Here is a 16,470-nt window from a genome sequence, read left to right on the forward strand (position 1 = left end):
AGCGACCACCGCACGTACCACCCCGGAAGGGCCGCCATGACCACCACCGCCGAGGAGCAGTTCCAGCGGCCGCCCGCCGAGGTCCGGTATGCCGAGGAGCTGGCGATGCTGCGCGCCGACGACCGCGACCACCGCCCGCCGGGCTGGGAGCTGAGCCTGCGAGCGGCCCGGCGGTTCGTCGTCGGCGACGAGGCGGCCGGCATCGCCCGCAAGTTCGTCGGCGATCCGGCCCTGGTCGAGCGCGCCCTGGTGACGCTGGCCACCAATCGCGGCCTGCTGCTGGTCGGCGAGCCGGGCACCGCCAAGTCGCTGCTGTCGGAGCTGATCGCGGCGGCGGTCAGCGGCACCTCGCGGCTGACCGTGCAGGGCGGCGCGGCGACCACCGAGGATCAGGTCAAGTACTCCTGGAACTACGCCCTGCTGGTCTCCGAGGGCCCGTCCACCCGCTCGCTGGTGCCCGCGCCGATGCTGAGGGGGATGGCCGAGGGCCGGGTGGTCCGGTTCGAGGAGATCACCCGCTGCCCGCTGGAGGTGCAGGACTCGCTGCTGTCCCTGCTCTCCGAGCGGGTGGTGGCCATCCCCGAGCTGGACGGGCCCGAGGGCATGGTCTTCGCCAAGCAGGGCTTCAACGTGATCGCCACCGCCAACACCCGCGACCGCGGCGTGAACGAGATGAGTTCGGCGCTCAAGCGCCGGTTCAACTTCGAGACGGTCTTCCCGATTCCCGACCTGGATACCGAACTCGCCCTGGTCGAGGCCGAATCCGGACACCTGCTGCGCCGCTCGGGGGTGACCGCGGCGCCCGACCGGGACTTGCTGGAGGTCCTGGTCACCGCCTTCCGCGACCTGCGGGCCGCCGAGAGCGGCGACCGGCCCACCGCGGTGATGAGCACCGCCGAGGCGGTCTCGGTCGCCCACGCGGTCGGGCTGCGCGGCTGGTACCTGCGCGGCGAGCCGGGCAACGCCGCCGACCTGGTCTCCAGCCTGGCCGGCACCGCCGCCAAGGACAGTCCGGAGGACCTGGCCCGGCTGCGCCGCTACCTGGAACAGCGCGTGCCTCGGCGGCGCGGCCCGCACTGGCAGGCCGTGCACGACGCCCGCCACCTGCTGGCCGGCTGATGCCCGCGGTCTTCCTCGGTGTCCGCCACCACTCTCCCGCCTGCGCCGGGCTGGTGGTGGACACCGTCCGACGGCTGCGGCCCGCGTACGTGCTGGTCGAGGGCCCGGCCGACCTCAACGGCCGGCTCGACGAGCTGGCGCTCGGCCACGACCTGCCGATCGCCGTGTTCAGTCACTACCGCGACGCTGAACGCACCGCGACCACCTGGGCGCCGCTGTGCGACTACTCGCCCGAGTGGGTGGCGCTGCGGGAGGGGCGGGCGGTCGGCGCGGAGGTGCTGTTCGTCGACCTGCCGTCCTGGCACCCGGCGTTCGAGCTGCGCGCCAACCGGTACGCCGATGCGGAGGCCCGCTACGCGGAGGCCACCGCCCGGCTGTGCGAGCGGTTCGGCGCCGGCTCGGTGGACACCCTGTGGGACGGCCTGTTCGAGGTGGCACCGGCGGACGGGCTGGCCGAGCGCCTGGACGCCTACTTCGACCTTGTCCGCGGCGACGCCGCAGCGGACGAGGGCGACCGGGCCCGCGAGGCGTACATGGCGGACTGGGTCCGCGCCGTCCTCGCCGAGGCGGGGACGGCGACCGTGCTGGTGGTCACCGGCGGCTTCCACACGCCCGCCCTGCGCGCCCTCGCCGCACAGCCCGCCGAGGTGCCCGGCCGGCCCGCGCTGCCCGCGCCGCCGTCCGGCGCCGTCTACGGCAGCCACCTGGTCCCGTACTCGTTCCGGCAGCTCGACGCCTTCGCCGGCTACCAGTCCGGCATGCCCTCGCCCGCCTACTACCAGCGGCTGTGGGAGAACGGTCCCGAGGCCGCCGCCGACCAGCTGCGGCGGTCCGTGGTCGCCCGGCTGCGCCGGCGGCGCCACCCGGTCTCCACCGCCGACCTGGTCGCCGCCGCCGCGCTCACCGGCGGCCTCGCCGCCCTGCGCGGCCACCCCGTGCCGTCCCGTACCGACGTGCTCGACGGCCTGGCCGGCGCGCTGGTCAAGGACGACCTGACCCAGCCGCTGCCCTGGTCGGAACGGGCACCGCTGGCGCCGGGCAGCCACCCGGTGGTGGTCGAGATGGTCGCCGCCAGCAGCGGCACCCGCACCGGGCGGCTGCACCCCGACACGCCCGCACCGCCGCTGGTCCACGACGCCTGCGCCCGGCTGGCCGCGATCGGCGCCACCGGCGCCCGACCGCTGACCTGCGACCTCACCACCGAGGGCGGCCTGACGGCGAGCCGGACCCTGCACCGGCTGCGCGTCCTCGCCGTCCCGGGCCGCCACCGCACCGCCGGACCCGCCCACGGCGCCGACCCGGTCACCAGCGAACGCTGGGAGGCCGAGCCGGAGAGCGGTCGCGACGCCGCCCTGATCGAGGCGGGCGCGTACGGTGCCACCCTCGAGGAGGCCGCCGCCACCGTCCTCGCCGAGCGCGCCCGCACCACCGGGCCGGCCGACGCCGGCCTCGCCGACCTGCTGTTCGACACCGTCCTGTGTGGCGCCGCCGCCCTGACCGACCGTCTGCTGACCACGCTCACCGCCACCGTCGCCCGCCACCCCGACCCGGGCGCGCTCGGCGCCGTCCTCGCCACCGCGCTCGGTCTCTGGCGGCACGACCGCGTGTTCGGCACCGCCCGCAGCCCGCTGCTCGCGGCCGTCCTGGACGGCGCGGTGAGTCGCATCCTGTGGCTGGTGGAGGGCGCCCACGGCCGCTCGGGCGCCGACCCGGCCCGGCTCGCCGCCCTCGCCGCCGTCCGCGACGCGCTCCGCCACGCTCCCGACCAGCTCACCGCCACCCCCGCGGACACCGCCGCCCTCGCGCTCCGCATCACCCGCGACCCCCACGCCCCGGCCGACCTCCGCGGCGCCGCCCACGGCCTCCACCTCACCCTCGCTCCCAGCGCACCGGCCGCCTCCCCGACCCCGGCCGTCGCCGCCCTCGACGCCGCGGGCGACCCGCGTTCGCTCGGCGACTGGCTGGGCGGCCTGTTCGCTCTCGCCCGCGACGAGGTCACCGCCGACTCCGGCGACGGCTCCCTGCTGGCCGCCCTGGACTCCGTCCTCGCCGAGCTCACCGACGCCGAGTTCCTGGTCGCTCTCCCGGCGCTGCGCCAGGCGTTCGCGTGGTTCCCGCCGCGTGAGCGCGAGCGGACCGCCCGCCGACTGATCGAGCGCCGCGGTCTGCGCGGCTCCGGCCGAGGGCTGCTCCGCACCACCGCCGACCCCCTGCACCTGGCCGCCGCCCGCGCCCTGGAGGAGAACGTGACCGCCCTGCTCGACCGCCACGGCCTGCGGAGCACCCGGTGACCTCGCCCGAATCGACCCCTGCCCCGGTCCCCGGCCCGACCCTCGAGCCGGTCACCGACCCCGCCCTCGAGCGCTGGCGCCTGGTCCTCGGTGCGCCCGCCGAGCCGTGGACCGGCCGCCCGAGCGCCGACGGCGCCGCCCGCGACGCCGCCCTGGAGTGGCTGTACGGCCGCGACCAGGAGCTCGACCGCCGCGGCGTCCGGGGCGCCGGACTGGAACCGTCCCGGGTGACCGCCGTCGACTGGCTCGACGACATCCACCGCCTCTTTCCCCGCGAGACGATCGAACGGTTGGAGCGCGACGCGGTCGAGCAGTACGGCATCGACGAGCTCGTCACCGACCCGACCGTGCTGGAGCGGGTCGAGCCCAGCCCCGCCCTGCTGCGGGCGGTGCTGCGCACCAAGCACCTGATGAACGAGCAGTTGCTCGGCCAGGCCCGCCGGATCGTCGCCGCCGTGGTGCGTCAGCTGATGGAGCGGCTCACCCCGGAGCTGCGCCAGGCGTTCACCGGTGCGCGCTCGACACGCCCGAGCCGGCGCCCGCTGGCCCGCGACTTCGACTTCCGCCGGACCGTCCGGACCAATCTCGGGCGTTACCGTCGGGCCGAACGCCGGATCCTGATCGAGCGCCCGCACTTCCACTCCCGCACCCGCCGACACCTGGAGCAGTGGCAGCTGATCCTGCTGGTCGACCAGTCGGGCTCGATGGTGGGTTCCGTGATCCACTCCGCGGTGACCGCGGCCTGCCTGTGGAGCCTGCCGGGGCTGAAGACCCATCTGGTCGCCTTCGACACCCAGGTCATGGACCTCACCTCCGACGTCACCGATCCGGTGGAACTGCTGATGCGGGTCCAGCTCGGCGGCGGCACCGACATCGCCCGCGCGGTCGACTACGCGGCCGCTCTGGTGGAGAACCCGCGGCGCACCGTCCTCGCGGTGATCAGCGACTTCTACGAGGGCGGCGACCGGTACCGGCTGCTGCGCACCGTCCGCTCGCTGACCGGGCAGGGCACCACGGTGCTGGGCCTGGCCGCGCTGGACGAGGAGGCGGCCCCGGCGTACGACCGCGAGCTCGCCGGGCTGCTCGCCGACGCCGGCGCGCACGTGGGGGCGATGACGCCGGGGATGCTGGCCGAGTTCGTCGCCGAGAGGCTCGGCCGATGAGCGCCGTGCCCCGCGCCGACCTGCTGGCGCTGGACGCGGAGACGCTGGCCGCCCTCGCCAACCGCGGTCTGGTCAAGCGCGCCGCCCGGGAGGTCGAGGCGGGCAACGGGCCGCTGCCCGTACTCGACCCGGACGGCACCCTGCGCGGCACCTGCCCCGACGGCAGCGCCGTCGCCCTGCCGCCCGGCACCGGGCTGGACGGCGGCAGCTGCACCTGCGGAGCGCCGGGCGTGTGCCGCCACCGGATCGCCTTGGTCGTCGCCCACCAGCGCGCCGCCGGAGCCCCCGACCCCTCGCAGACGCCCGAATCCCGGACACCCGAAGCCCCCGCCTGGTCCCCCGGAGCGCTCGACGACGAAGCGCTGACCGCCGCCGTCGGTGCCCGAGCCGTGGCCGCCGCCCGCCGGACGCTGGAGCGCGGCTACACCGCCCGGCTGCACCACGCACGCCCGGATGCCCCGCAGCCGGTCGCCGAACTCGCCGCCTGCACGGTCCGCTTCCCGGTCCCCGGCGAGCTGGGCTTCGCGGTCACCGACGCGGCACAGGACCGCCGCGGCGAAATGATCACCCTCGCGGTCTGGGCCTTCCGGGCGGCCGACGGCCGACCGACCGTCACCCTCGGCGGCCGCTCCGAGCCCGACCCGGACACCGCACCGGTCCTGGACGCCGCACAGCGCACCGCCCTGGACACCGCGCTCGACCTCGCCCGCGAGCTGCTGCTCGACGGCACCGTACACACCGGTCCCGTCCTCACCGCGGCCTTCCACCGGGTCCGTGACGAGCTCGCCGCCCGGTCCCTGCACTGGCCGGCCGGCCTGGTCGCCGACCTGATCGGCCAGCTCGACGCGTACGCCACCCGGGCCGCCGACCACCGGCCGGAGGAAGCGGCCCTGCTCCTGGCCGAGCTGTACGCCCGCCACCGCGCCGTCGCGCACCCCGGGGCGTCGCCGGCCGAGGTGCTGGGCGTCCGGGAGGCCGCCAAGACGCCGCTGCGCCGGGTGCGCCTCACCGCGCTGGGCTGCCGGATACGCGGCACCGCGACGATCCGCTCCGCCGAGGTCTACCTCGCCCACCCGTCCGCCGGGACCGTCCTGGTGCTGCGCCGCAGCTGGGAGGTGCCCGCGGACGGCCGTCCGCCCGCGGGGCACGCGCTGGGTGCCCGCCGGATCGCCGGCCACCGCCTCGACGCCCTCGCAGCCGGCAATGTGGTCAGCGAGAGCGCGGTCCGCAGCGCCGCCCGCGAACTGGGGCTCGGCCGGGGCCGAATCGCCGCCACCACCGTCTCCCCGGTCGGCACCTCGTGGACCGACCTGCCCGCCCCACTGCTGCTCGCCGACCTGGACGCCCGGCTGCGCAGCCTGGAGGGCCGCCCGCCGCGACTGGTCCGGCCGCGGATCGCCGCCGAGTCCGTGCACGTGGTGGCGCTCTCCGCGGTCGAGGACGTCCGCTACGACGCGGCCGAGCAGCGGCTGGAGGCCACCGTCCGAGACGCCGCCGGCCACCCGGCCACCCTCGCCGCCACCTACGACCCGACCTGTCCCGGCGCGCTCGACGCGCTCGCCGCGGCTCTCGCCTCCGACACCGTCACCCACGTCAGCGCCACCGTCGAGCGCCGCGCCGGCCGCACCGTGCTGGAACCCGTCGCACTGCTCGCGGGCGGCACCGTGGTCGTCCCCGACCTCGCACCCGGCGGCGGCTCCGGCGCCCTCGCCCCCGCCGCAGCACCGCCGGCCGACCCGGTCGCCGCCGGCCTCGCCGAGGCGCTCGCCGCCCTGGCCGACACCGCCCACCGCGGACTGCGCCACCCGGACGGGGCCGCCCTCACCCGGCTGGAGCGCACCGCCGACCGGCTGGCCCGCGACGGCCTGGCCACCACCACCGGACTGCTGCGGGCGCTCGCCCACGCGCTGCGCGGCGGCGACCCGCAGGCCGCCGTCCGCAGCTGGGTGGACGCCGCCCTCCGGGTCGCCGTCGCCACCGAGGCGCACCGGGAGGCCGTCCGCCCCGGCTGACGGCCCGGAGCCCCCAGGGGTCGGCAGCACGCAGCTCCGACCGCCGCCGACCAATGTGGCGGCTTGGTTCCATTGCTGAGGCCCCGTCAATGTGGTGCCGTTCGATGAACCCGCCCGGTGCTTGCGGGTCAGGTCGGCAGTTCAGCACTACCCCGCCGACCGCGCGGTCAGGCACTGATGTGCATGCTTACCGGACGATCAACAGCACGTAGAGGTGATGGCGCGGTGAAACTGGCTGAGGCGCTCGCCCAGCGCGCGGCCGCGGTGCGGCACGTGGAGCAGTTGCGAGCGCGCGTTGTCGGCAGTGCCCGCTACCAGGAGGGCGAGGAGCCGGCCGAGAACGCGGCGGAGGTCCTGGTCCAGGCCGGGGAGGTGCTGGACGAGCTGGAGCGGTTGATCCGTCAGATCAACCGGACCAACTCCACCGCGATCATCGAGGGCGGCGGCCCCCTTACCGACGCCCTCGCCCGCCGGGACGTGCTGCGGCTGCGCCACTCGGTGATCACGGCAGCCGCCGACGCCGCCTCCGGGCGTGATCAACGTGGAGCCGTGCGGCAGTTGCGGTCGGAACTCAGGATCCTCTCCGCCCTGCCGGTCGCCGAGCTCCGCGCCCAGGCAGATGTTCTGGCCAAGGAGATCCGAGAGGTCGACACCCTGATCCAGCGCACCAACTGGGAGATCGACCTGATCGAGGACTGATCCCCAAGGCGGGGTGTGGGAAGCAGGTAGTCGTCACGGAGGCGTGCACACACCGCGGCCGGCGGTTGATCCGGCCCTTGGCGCGTGAAGAGCAACGCAGGGGTTCGATTCCCCATCAACAGTGCAGCTCAGCACGGCGTACAAGTGACAGAGCACACTGCACAGCTCACCACCATGTGCAGATCCGAACGACGAGGGCGGGAACGGGGCGCCCCACACCCGAGGCGAGGCCGTGCAGCTCTTCCATGGGCTGACCGTACCGAGAGGCGCTCGACCGCGCCGGTCAGTTACACCTGACGAAACGGTCGAGGTGACGCGGGACAGGTGACTCGTCTCAAGGAGTCTTGACCTGTCTCACCGAAGTTTGGCCGGCTGGCGACCCGCGATCACGCCTCCGGCCGGAGGCTTGTCCGTGCGCGTCGGCTGTGGAGTACGCGCGAGGGGCCGTTGCGGTGCGCCCTGCGAGCGGTCGTCGAGAAGTACCCTGAATTCCGCCAGTGCCCGGTGCAGCGGTCTCGCCGAGGAGATGAACGCCCTCTGCCCCGCCGCCTCATGGCCGTACGGTCCGTCGGCAACAGGCCGGCCGCGTCGCGGCTGCGGAGCGTTCGGCGAACTGCGCCGGCTCGTCAAGTGGTAGGTCGCTCCCGCGGCTCGAACGCCACGCGTCGCGCGCGTACCCGCCCGCACCGGCCGCCGCCCCGTCATTCGACGGGTTGCAGTGTCCGCGCCGCGCCGACTGCCGCTGCCGGAGCCGGCTCGCGGCGGGTGAGGAACTGCAGTGCCGCGAGTTGCACCGCCGCGCCGACGGCCTGGCTCAGCCACACGCCGTTCACGCCCAGCGGGCCGGACAGCCAGAGCGAGCAGCCGAGTTGGGCACCGAGGCCGAGCAGCAGCGAGAGCACCAGCGAGCGCCCGGCGCCCGTCGCCTGGTGGACTCCGCCGAGGGTGACGACCAGGGAGTACGGGAGCAGGTAGATCGCCGCCATGCGCAGGAAGCCGACGGACTGGGCGGTGACCGCGCGGTCGTCGGTGAACAGCGCGGTCAGCGGGCCGGCGAGGGCGGCCGATAGCGCCGCCGCTCCGGTGCCGAGCACGGCGGCCAGCCGGACGACGGCTCGGCGGAGGGGTTGCAGGGCGCCGCCGTCGCCTGCGCCGGCGAGGTGGGAGGCCCGGAGTGCGGCCGCCTGGCGCACGGCGTAGAAGGCCATGGTGACGACGAGCAGCAGCCGGTAGCCGATGCCGTAGCCCGCGACCGCCGCCACGCCGAAGCCTGCCACCACGGCGAGTTGGGCCGTGCCGACGGCCATCCGGGCGGTGAAGTCCAGGCTGAACGGCGCGCCCGCCCGGACGATCCGCAGCGCCGCCGCGTACGTGCCCCGGACCACCGCGCCGGACTGCTGTACTGCCGCGCGGGCGCGCGATCTCAGGCGCAGCGTGACGGCGAGAGCGATCGCCCGGGAGGCCGTCAGGGCCAGGGCCGCGCCGGTGACGCCGAGGGCGGGCAGCGGGCCGGGGCCGAGGATCAGCAGGGGGTCCAGTACCAGCAGCAGGGCGTTGGAGAGCAGGGCGATCCGCATGGGGGTGCGGGTGTCGCCGGTGCCCTTGAAGAGCTCGTCGGCGACGCGCTGGGCGAAGAAGAGGGCGAAGGCCGGGAACGCGACGGTGAGGTCGTCGGCCGCCCGGGTGGCTGCTTCGCCGTCCAGGAAGGCGGCGGCGAGCCGGTCGCGCAGCAGGAAGCCGGGCACCGCGAGGGCGAGGCTGCCGGCGGCGCAGAGGCGCCAGGCGGCCCGGGTGGTACGGGCTGCTTCGTCGTGGTCTCCGGCGCCGTGGGCCCGGGAGAGCCGGACGGCGGTGCCGGAGGAGACCACCAGGACGAGCCCGAGCAGCAGGTTCTCCACGGTGCCGGCCAGGGTGACGGCGGCGACGGCGGTTCCGCCGAGGCCGGCCACCCAGAGGGTGCCGATCACCGAGGCGATCACGCCTGACAGCAGTTCGACGTAGACCGGCCCCGCCAGTGCGCCCAGTCGGGCCAGGTGCCCGCCCATGGTTCCCCCCTCGTTCCACCGCCGACGCCGACGCGAGGCGGTTACATCGTTTCGAGCTATGCCCGAAGAGAGATACATCGGATCGATGTATCTCGGCAAGAGGTAATATGGCCGGCGCACCAGGGCGCACTCCGACGAAAGGTCCGACCGTGCTGACCCTCGCGATCCTCGGCTTCCTCTACGACCAGCCGCTGCACGGCTATCAGCTCAAGTCCCGGATCACCGGCCTGACCGGCCACGTCAAGCCGGTCAGCGACGGCGCGCTCTACCCGGCCATCGGCCGACTCGAGAAGGCGGGGCTGCTCGACCGCCGCACCGAACCGGGCACCGGGGCCGCGCCACGCCAGACTCTGGAACTGACCGAGCAGGGCCGGGCCGAACTGTTGCGGCGACTGGCCGACCCCGAACAGGCGGAGATCACCGACCAGATGCGCTTCTTCGCGCTCGCCGCCTTTCTCCACCACCTGGCCGACCCACCCCGGCAGGCCGCCGTCCTGCGCCGGCGGCTGGCCTTCCTGGAGGCTCCCAGCAGCTTCTTCTACGACGGCGCCGGCGAACCGGTCACCGCCGAGCGCGAGCCGAATCCGTTCCGGCGGGGCATCCTGTTGGTGGCCCGGGCCTCCAGCGCCGCCGAACGGGCCTGGCTGATCGAGACCATCGCCGGCCTGGAGTACCGGTAGTACGACCCTTCCGTCCTGAGCAGCAGCCGCAGCGGCGGTGGCCGCAGCACAGTGGGCCGCGTGAACCGTGCCCACGACCAGGCCGTTCGTCCCCTGCCGAACGGCCTGGCGGCGGAACGGATTTGTGCCGTTCCGCACCTGGTCCAACCCGGCGCGCGCGTCGCTATGATGACCTCCCTCACGTCCACGGCGCCCCTCCGCGGCGTGATCCACCACCGCGCTCCGCCCGTCTCCTGGAGGCAGCCGTGCCCAGTGAAGTGACCGCAGCCGCCCGCCCCGTGCCGCTGAAGCCGGACGACATACCCGGCTGGTTCTTCGGTCTGGACCGGGCGGCCTTCACCCACCTGCTGTCCGGGCAGTCCACGGCCGGGGTCAAGGGCGACATCCTGGAGCTCGGCAGCTACCTCGGCCGCAGCGCCGTACTGCTCGGCGACCACCTGCAACCCGGCGAGCGGCTGACCGTCTGCGACCTCTTCGACTCCGAGGCGGGCGACGCCGACAACGCCGCCGAGATGGCGATGTCCTACCGCAAGACGCTCACCCGCAGCGCCTTCGAGTCCAACTACCTGGCCTTCCACAGCGAGCTGCCCGAGATCGTCCAGGCGCCCACCTCGGTGCTGGCCGATGGCCGGATCCCGGCGGGCAGCTGCCGCTTCGTCCACGTGGACGCCTCCCACCTGTACGAACACGTCGCCGGGGACATAGCGGTGGCCAGGGCCGCCCTGGCCGAGGACGGCGTGGTCGCACTGGACGACTACCGCTCCGAGCACACCCCGGGCGTCTCCGCGGCGGTCTGGGAGGCGGTCTTCACCGGTGGCCTGCGCCCGGTGCTGCTCACGCCGATGAAGTTCTACGGCACGTGGGGCGACGCCGCGCCCGTCCGGCAGGCCCTGCTGGAGCGCGACTGGCAGGGTGAGGGCTACACCGTGGACGAGGACACCATCGCCGGGCAGCGCGTGCTGCGGCTCAACTACCAGATGAAGTCGCCCGCGACGGTCCAGCGCTCCACCTCCCGCCGCCTCGCCCTGGACCTGCTGCCACCGGTCGCCACCCGGGCGACCCGCCGGGTGCTGCGGACGCTGCGCGAGCGCCGCGCCGTCCGGCCGACGCCGAACGCCTGACCCGCAACGCGAGCGCCGCCGCCCCGCCGTCCGGGGCGCCTGCGGGCCGACACCGAGCCCAGCACCCGGCGGCCCCGGCGGCCATGCCCGCCCACCCCCTTCCACCCTGCACGCTGCACCGACCAGGCTGGCGCGCGTCACGCTTTCCACGCCGTTGGTACGACCGACGTATTTTCAAATTCGCTTCACTCTTACGGTGGAATCGCCATTAAAGATTTGCCCACGGAACCCTAAAGCCCACATAGTGAAGACACCTCAGTTCGGTCTGGCAAAGGCCAAATCCAGGCAAAGACTTCATGAGTGAGGAGAGATCCGTGTTCGACGGTTTCACCGAGGCCGGCCCCGGTCAGCGGCTCCGCGCAGAGGTCGCCCGCCCGGGCACGACGCCCCTGATCGGCGTCTACGACATGTACTCGGCCTCCATCGCGGCCGAGCACTACGACGGCATGTTCGTCTCCGGCTTCGGCTTCGCCGCCTCCTACTACGGCCTGCCGGACATCGGCTTCATCGCCTGGCCCGACATGGTCGGCTTCGTCGAACGGCTGCGCGGGGCCTTCCCCCGGCACCATCTGCTGGTCGACATCGACGACGGCTACGTCGACCCCGAGGTCACCTGCCACGTGGTGCGCCGGCTGGAGCGCATCGGCGCCTCGGGCGTGATCCTGGAGGACCAGAAGCGCCCGCGCCGCTGCGGCCACGCCGACGGCAAGCAGGTCCTCCCCCTGGAGGAGTACCTGGAGAAACTCGACCTCGTGCTCGCCAACCGCACCGACCTCCTGGTGGTCGCCCGCACCGACGCGTCCGAGGATCAGGACATCCTGCGCCGGGCCCGCGCCCTCGCCGAGACGGACGCCGACGTGGTGCTGGTGGACGGCGTGCGCAACGAGGAGTGGATCCGCCGGATCCGCCGGGTGGTCGGTGACAAGCCGCTGCTGTTCAACCAGATCGCGGGCGGCAAGTCCCCCCGGCTCTCGCTTTCCGAGCTGACGGACTTGGGGGTGGACGTGGCGATCTACAGCACGCCCTGTCTGTTCGCGGCGCACCGGGCGATGGAGGAGGCGTTGGCCGGGTTGAAGGTCGCCGACGGGCGGCTCCCGGTGACGGCCGGGGAGGGCCGGCAGGTCGGAGTGCGGGAATCCACCGAATTGCTGGAGCGGAACATCGCCCGATCCCGCCAGCTCCTGGCGGTGACGGGATGACGGCCGGATCGCGCGGGCCCGCCCCTCCCTCGTCGGGCGCCGCGCTTCAGGCCGGCGCACGGCGGATCAGCGCAGCGTGTACCAGTGGGGTGCGGATCAGCGGAGTGCGGATCAACGCGGTGCGGGCTCTCTCGCTGGTCCTGGCCGGCGCGTGCGCCCTGCTCGCGGCCGGCGCTCCGCCCGCCTCGGCCGGCGGCAGCCTGATCACGGTCATCGACAACTCGAACGCCGACTCCTGGCTGGAGGTCGACCGCACGGCCAACCTGCAGAACGGCAGCGGCTCGGCGGGCAGCGACCACGACGGCGCCGGGTCGCTGGTCGGCGGCCTGCTCGGCCCCCAGGCGGGCGTCGGCCCGTCGCTCCGCCGGGGGAGAGGGGTCGATCGATGACCGGCTCGTGCCGGCTGTTGCGGCTGGACCGCCCCGCGACGATCGCGGCTGTGCTGTGCGGCTCGCAGAAGAGCCTGGCCAACGGGCTGCCGACGGCCGCCGTGCTGTTCGGGCCGGAGGCGGGGGTGATGGTGCTGCCGCTGATGGCCTATCACCAGCTCCAACTGGTCGTCGGCACCGTGCTCGCCGGGCGCTGGGCTCGGGCGCCTGCCGCCTCGATGGAGCGCCGACCGCCGACCGCGCTCACCGGTCCGAGTGCGCCGGCGACTCCCGGTTGACTCTCCGACGCGGTTCGGCCGAGGCGCCGGGCCGGCGGCCCAGCCGATGCAGGCACTCGGCCACCAGTCCCGCCCGCCGGGCAGGTCCCACCCGCCGGAAGGGGTCGCCAGACCGGCTCAGCCCAGCGCCCGCACCGCCTCCAGCACATCCAGCCCGAGTTCCGGGTCCGCGTCCTCCGGGAGGTTCACGGACAGCCGGGTCACCAGCCCCGCGTAGCGGCGATGGACCTCCCGCGCGACCTCCTCCACCGAGCCGGAGACCGCGAAGGTGTCGAACACCTCGTCGTCGATCAGCGCGGCCATCTCCGCCCAGCGCCCGCGCACCGAGTGGATGTGCAACTCCTCCTGCAGTCCCTCCCAGCCGTGCTGGGCCAAGACCGGGCGGTAGGCCGGGGTGGAGGCGTAGAAGGCGAGCCGCTCCCGCACCCCGGCCCGGTTGGCGGCGAGTTCCTCCTCGGTGCGGCCGGTGGCGGTGAGCACGTTTCCGACGATCTCGAACGGCCGCCGCGTCCACTCGGCGCCGGCTTCCTCGGCCCGGCCGCGCTCCTCGGTGAGGCCGGGCAGCACCTGGTCGGCCAGGTAGGCGGTCGAGGTGAAGGGGTGGCTGAGGAAGCCGTCGGCCACCGCTCCGGCGGTCCGGGTCATCAGCGGCCCGACGCCCGCCAGCAGGATCCGGGGCACCCCGGCCGGGACGGGGTCCGGCGAGAACACCGGCGTCATCACCGTGTGGGTGTAGAACTCGCCCCGGAAGCGCAGCCGTTCACCGGTCTGCCAGCTGTGCCAGATCGCCCGCACCGCCTGCACGTACTCGCGCATCCGGGCCGCCGGACGGTCCCACGGCATCCCGAAGCGCTTCTCGATGTGCGGCTTGACCTGCGAGCCGAGCCCGATGACGGCCCGGCCACCGGAGGCCGCGTGCAATCCCCAGGCCTGGTAGGCCAGCATCATCGGGGTGCGGGCGAAGGCCACTGCGATGCCGGTGGCCAGTTCGATCGACTCGGTGCGGTCGGCGGCCCGGGCCAGTTGGAGGAACGGGTCGTACGCCGTCTCGGCGACCACCAGCCGGTCCATGCCCCGGCGTTCGGCCTGCTCGGCGGCGTCCAGGATGCCCGCCGGGTGCCCGGAGGCGGTGGCGTCGAGGCGGAGGGCGGCGGGTCGGTCCATTGGGCGGGCTCCTGATCACGGGCTGCGGTGCTACCCGGCTAGCCTGCCACGCCGTCAGCGGCCCTCCGAACCGGCCGGTGCGCCGCACGCGTACGAGCCGGCCGAGCCGCAGCACCCGGCCGAGCTGCCGCACCCGGCCGAGCCGCTGTACCCTGTTCGCCCCGCAGCCGGGCGGCCCGGACGCCTACCGCGCCGCCCACCCGGGGCCGGCGCCTGGGACCTGCTCGAGGCGGTCAGCTCGGACGCCCTGTTCCGGATGCCCTCGCTACACCTGGCCGAAGGGAACGCCGCGGCCGGCGACACCTCCCACTTCTTCGAACTGGCCCTCCCCGCCCCGGCCATGGGCGGGCTGCTCGGAGCCTGCCACGGCCTGGACCTCCCGCTGGCCTTCGGCACCCTCGACAGCCCGACGGCCCGGCAGTTCCTCGGTGACCCGCCCGGCCCGGAGGCCGTCGTCGCCTCCCACGAGCTGCGGCGGTCCTGGATCCGGTTCGTCGCCACCGGCGACCCCGGGTGGGCCGCCTACGACCCGCAGCGGCAGCTCACCCGGGTGGTGAACGCCCACTCGGAGACGGTCCGCTACCCCGAACAGGCCTCCCGCCGGATCCGGGCGGGGCACGCCCCCACCGCCTTCGACCTGGTGTGACGAAGGCGGCCCGGCGGCCCCGCGACACCCGTCAGGAGCTGCGGCGCAGCACTGCCGTCTCGAAGTCGGCGAAGCCGCGCTCCTGGCGCCACTCCTGCTGCGCCTTCGGGCTGGCCGCCAGCAGCGCCGCGCAGCGCTTGCCGGGCCGGTCGCTGCCGAGGGCCTCGCCCGCGCACTCGGGCGCCGGGCGAAAGCGGTCGCTGTCCTTCCAGAGGCTGCGGCCGGGCAGGAAGCCGTACTCCAGCGAGTTCCGGGCGAGGTCCTTCAGGTCGCGGTAGCCGAGGTCGTAGCGGGTCGTGGCCTTCTGGTACTCCCCGGTGATGTCGCCGCGCGAGACGCCCGGGTCGTCGGTGGCCAGCGCGGTGGGCACGCCGTGGCTGCGGTAGAGCGGGAAGGGGTGGTCCTGGCCGGAGACGTTGAGGATCTGCTCGTTGCTGGTCAGCGGCACCTCGATGAGGACGTGTCGCTCGGCCAGGGTGTTCAGCAGCCCCTCGGAGTCGTCCTCGTGGACGACGTCGACGCCGTGTCCGATCCGCTCGGCGTGGCCGGTCAGCACGGCCTCCCGGATGTGCCACCGCAGGTCCTCAGGCTTGACCAGCCCGGGCACCAGTTCGCCCGCGTGCAGGGAGATGTGGGCCTTCGGGTAGAGCGGGTGCAGGTAGTCCAGCATCCGCATCTGGAGCTCGTAGTTCTCCAGCGAGGCCGGGTAGTCCTCGGGCTGGACGAGGTTGACGGCGACGAACCGGTCGTCCCGGCTGGCGAGTTCCATGCCCAGCAGGAGCTGGGCGAACACCCGGGCGGGGGTGGCGGCGCGGGAGGCCTGGGAGATGATCCGGACGGTCACCGAACAGCCGGGCGCGGGGCTCGCGGTGCCGCAGTTCTCGGTGGTGCGGTACTCCTCGAGCATCCGGTCCGCGTCCGAGCGGGCCTGGGTGACGAGTTCGTCGATGCCGCCGTCGGCGAGCAGCTTGTCGCGCAGCTTGGCGAAGTCCGGGTCGTAGCCGACCTTGGCCGCGAGGGCGGCGGTGCCCGACGAGGCCGGGGTGAGCATGGTCTCCAGGTAGCTCTGGTTCTGGTCGGCCATGGTCTCGGTGACCTCGGCCAGCATCCGGCCCGGGTGGCGCCAGCTGGCCTCGCCGAACTTGCCGAAGGTGGCGAAGAAGTGGTCGTGGCCGGATTCGGCGCCGGGTGTGAAGTCCTGCATCGACCAGGCGCGGATCACCTGTCGGCGGAACGCCTGGTCGGTGACGGCGTCGGCGGCCGGGCGGGCGGTGGCCGTGCAGGGCGCCACCTGCGCGGTCAGGGTGACGGTGTCGATGCAGAGCCCGTCCTCGGCGGCCAGTTGGATCAGCAGCTCGGTGGAGACCGCGCCGGAGAGGTGGTTGTGCAGGTCACCGCCCTTGGGTAGGTCGCGCAGGAAAGCGCGCAGCCGGCCCGGGTCGTTCCGGATGCCGTTCAGGTAGGCGTCGACCCGGCGTTCGGCGACGGCTCGGGCGGCCTGGGCGGCGGGCAACGGCGCCGCCTGGGCGGTGGCGGGGAGCAGCGGGGCGATGAGCGCGGCACAGACGGCGGCCGCGGCGACGGTGGTTCGGCGCAAGGTGATCATGGCCGTATGCTCGCGGCCGCGAATCGGGGCCATCGGAAATTCGGGCTCTTGTCCTGAA

At 74.3% G+C, this 16,470-nt stretch carries 14 protein-coding genes; 11 read left to right on the plus strand and 3 right to left on the minus strand.

The genetic code is table 11. The features are described from left to right. Positions 1-36 precede the first annotated feature (36 nt). The 5 genes from ACZ4WV_RS14475 to ACZ4WV_RS14495 all read left to right on the plus strand — a co-directional run bounded on the left by ACZ4WV_RS14475 (position 37) and on the right by ACZ4WV_RS14495 (position 7,284). A complete protein-coding gene (locus tag ACZ4WV_RS14475; protein WP_465746367.1) occupies positions 37-1,119 on the plus strand; it encodes an ATP-binding protein in 1,083 nt (360 codons plus the stop codon). Next, complete coding sequence (locus ACZ4WV_RS14480; protein WP_465746369.1) at positions 1,119-3,410, plus strand: DUF5682 family protein; 2,292 nt, start codon at positions 1,119-1,121, stop codon at positions 3,408-3,410. Before ACZ4WV_RS14475 ends, ACZ4WV_RS14480 begins: the two co-directional genes overlap by 1 nt. Then, entirely contained in the window at positions 3,407-4,573 is a 1,167-nt protein-coding gene (locus ACZ4WV_RS14485) for a VWA domain-containing protein (RefSeq protein WP_465746371.1), read from the plus strand. The genes ACZ4WV_RS14480 and ACZ4WV_RS14485 overlap by 4 nt, the downstream gene beginning before the upstream one ends. Then, the gene (locus ACZ4WV_RS14490) at positions 4,570-6,585 is read left to right on the plus strand and encodes a hypothetical protein (protein ID WP_465746373.1); all 2,016 of its coding nucleotides are present in this window, start codon (positions 4,570-4,572) and stop codon (positions 6,583-6,585) included. The genes ACZ4WV_RS14485 and ACZ4WV_RS14490 overlap by 4 nt, the downstream gene beginning before the upstream one ends. A gap of 225 nt (positions 6,586-6,810) precedes the next feature. Continuing rightward, positions 6,811-7,284, plus strand: coding sequence for a DIP1984 family protein (locus ACZ4WV_RS14495; protein WP_465746374.1), 474 nt, complete (start codon positions 6,811-6,813; stop codon positions 7,282-7,284). Positions 7,285-7,985: 701 nt separating this feature from the next. Here the strand turns inward: ACZ4WV_RS14495 and ACZ4WV_RS14500 are convergent. Then, positions 7,986-9,329 carry an MATE family efflux transporter gene (locus ACZ4WV_RS14500; protein WP_465746375.1) on the minus strand — a complete coding sequence of 448 codons (1,344 nt, stop codon included), beginning with the start codon at positions 9,327-9,329 and terminating at the stop codon, positions 7,986-7,988. 149 nt (positions 9,330-9,478) lie between these two features. On the opposite strand from ACZ4WV_RS14500, the gene ACZ4WV_RS14505 reads away from it, so the two are divergent. From ACZ4WV_RS14505 to ACZ4WV_RS14525, 5 genes are all read left to right on the plus strand, one after another. Further along, the gene (locus ACZ4WV_RS14505) at positions 9,479-10,009 is read left to right on the plus strand and encodes a PadR family transcriptional regulator (protein WP_465746376.1); all 531 of its coding nucleotides are present in this window, start codon (positions 9,479-9,481) and stop codon (positions 10,007-10,009) included. Between the two features lie 245 nt (positions 10,010-10,254). Continuing rightward, the gene (locus tag ACZ4WV_RS14510) at positions 10,255-11,130 is read left to right on the plus strand and encodes a class I SAM-dependent methyltransferase (RefSeq protein ID WP_465746378.1); all 876 of its coding nucleotides are present in this window, start codon (positions 10,255-10,257) and stop codon (positions 11,128-11,130) included. Positions 11,131-11,444: 314 nt separating this feature from the next. Continuing rightward, positions 11,445-12,329 carry an isocitrate lyase/PEP mutase family protein gene (locus ACZ4WV_RS14515; RefSeq protein WP_465746380.1) on the plus strand — a complete coding sequence of 295 codons (885 nt, stop codon included), beginning with the start codon at positions 11,445-11,447 and terminating at the stop codon, positions 12,327-12,329. 89 nt (positions 12,330-12,418) lie between these two features. Continuing rightward, positions 12,419-12,718: a hypothetical protein gene (locus tag ACZ4WV_RS14520; protein ID WP_465746382.1), complete on the plus strand. Its 300-nt coding sequence runs from the start codon at positions 12,419-12,421 to the stop codon at positions 12,716-12,718. Then, a complete protein-coding gene (locus tag ACZ4WV_RS14525; RefSeq protein WP_465746384.1) occupies positions 12,715-12,996 on the plus strand; it encodes a bile acid:sodium symporter in 282 nt (93 codons plus the stop codon). Before ACZ4WV_RS14520 ends, ACZ4WV_RS14525 begins: the two co-directional genes overlap by 4 nt. Before the next feature lie 117 nt (positions 12,997-13,113). On the opposite strand, the gene ACZ4WV_RS14530 is transcribed toward ACZ4WV_RS14525, so the two are convergent. After that, positions 13,114-14,160 carry a TIGR03617 family F420-dependent LLM class oxidoreductase gene (locus tag ACZ4WV_RS14530; RefSeq protein WP_465746385.1) on the minus strand — a complete coding sequence of 349 codons (1,047 nt, stop codon included), beginning with the start codon at positions 14,158-14,160 and terminating at the stop codon, positions 13,114-13,116. A 256-nt stretch (positions 14,161-14,416) separates the two neighbouring features. Here ACZ4WV_RS14530 and ACZ4WV_RS14535 point away from each other — a divergent pair, with 256 nt between their 5' ends. Beyond that, a complete protein-coding gene (locus ACZ4WV_RS14535; protein ID WP_465746387.1) occupies positions 14,417-14,806 on the plus strand; it encodes a hypothetical protein in 390 nt (129 codons plus the stop codon). 31 nt (positions 14,807-14,837) lie between these two features. Here the strand turns inward: ACZ4WV_RS14535 and ACZ4WV_RS14540 are convergent, their stop codons facing one another. Beyond that, positions 14,838-16,412, minus strand: coding sequence for an adenosine deaminase family protein (locus ACZ4WV_RS14540; RefSeq protein ID WP_465746389.1), 1,575 nt, complete (start codon positions 16,410-16,412; stop codon positions 14,838-14,840). Between the last annotated feature and the right edge of the window lie 58 nt (positions 16,413-16,470).

This window comes from Kitasatospora sp. NPDC029312, from assembly GCF_055569215.1.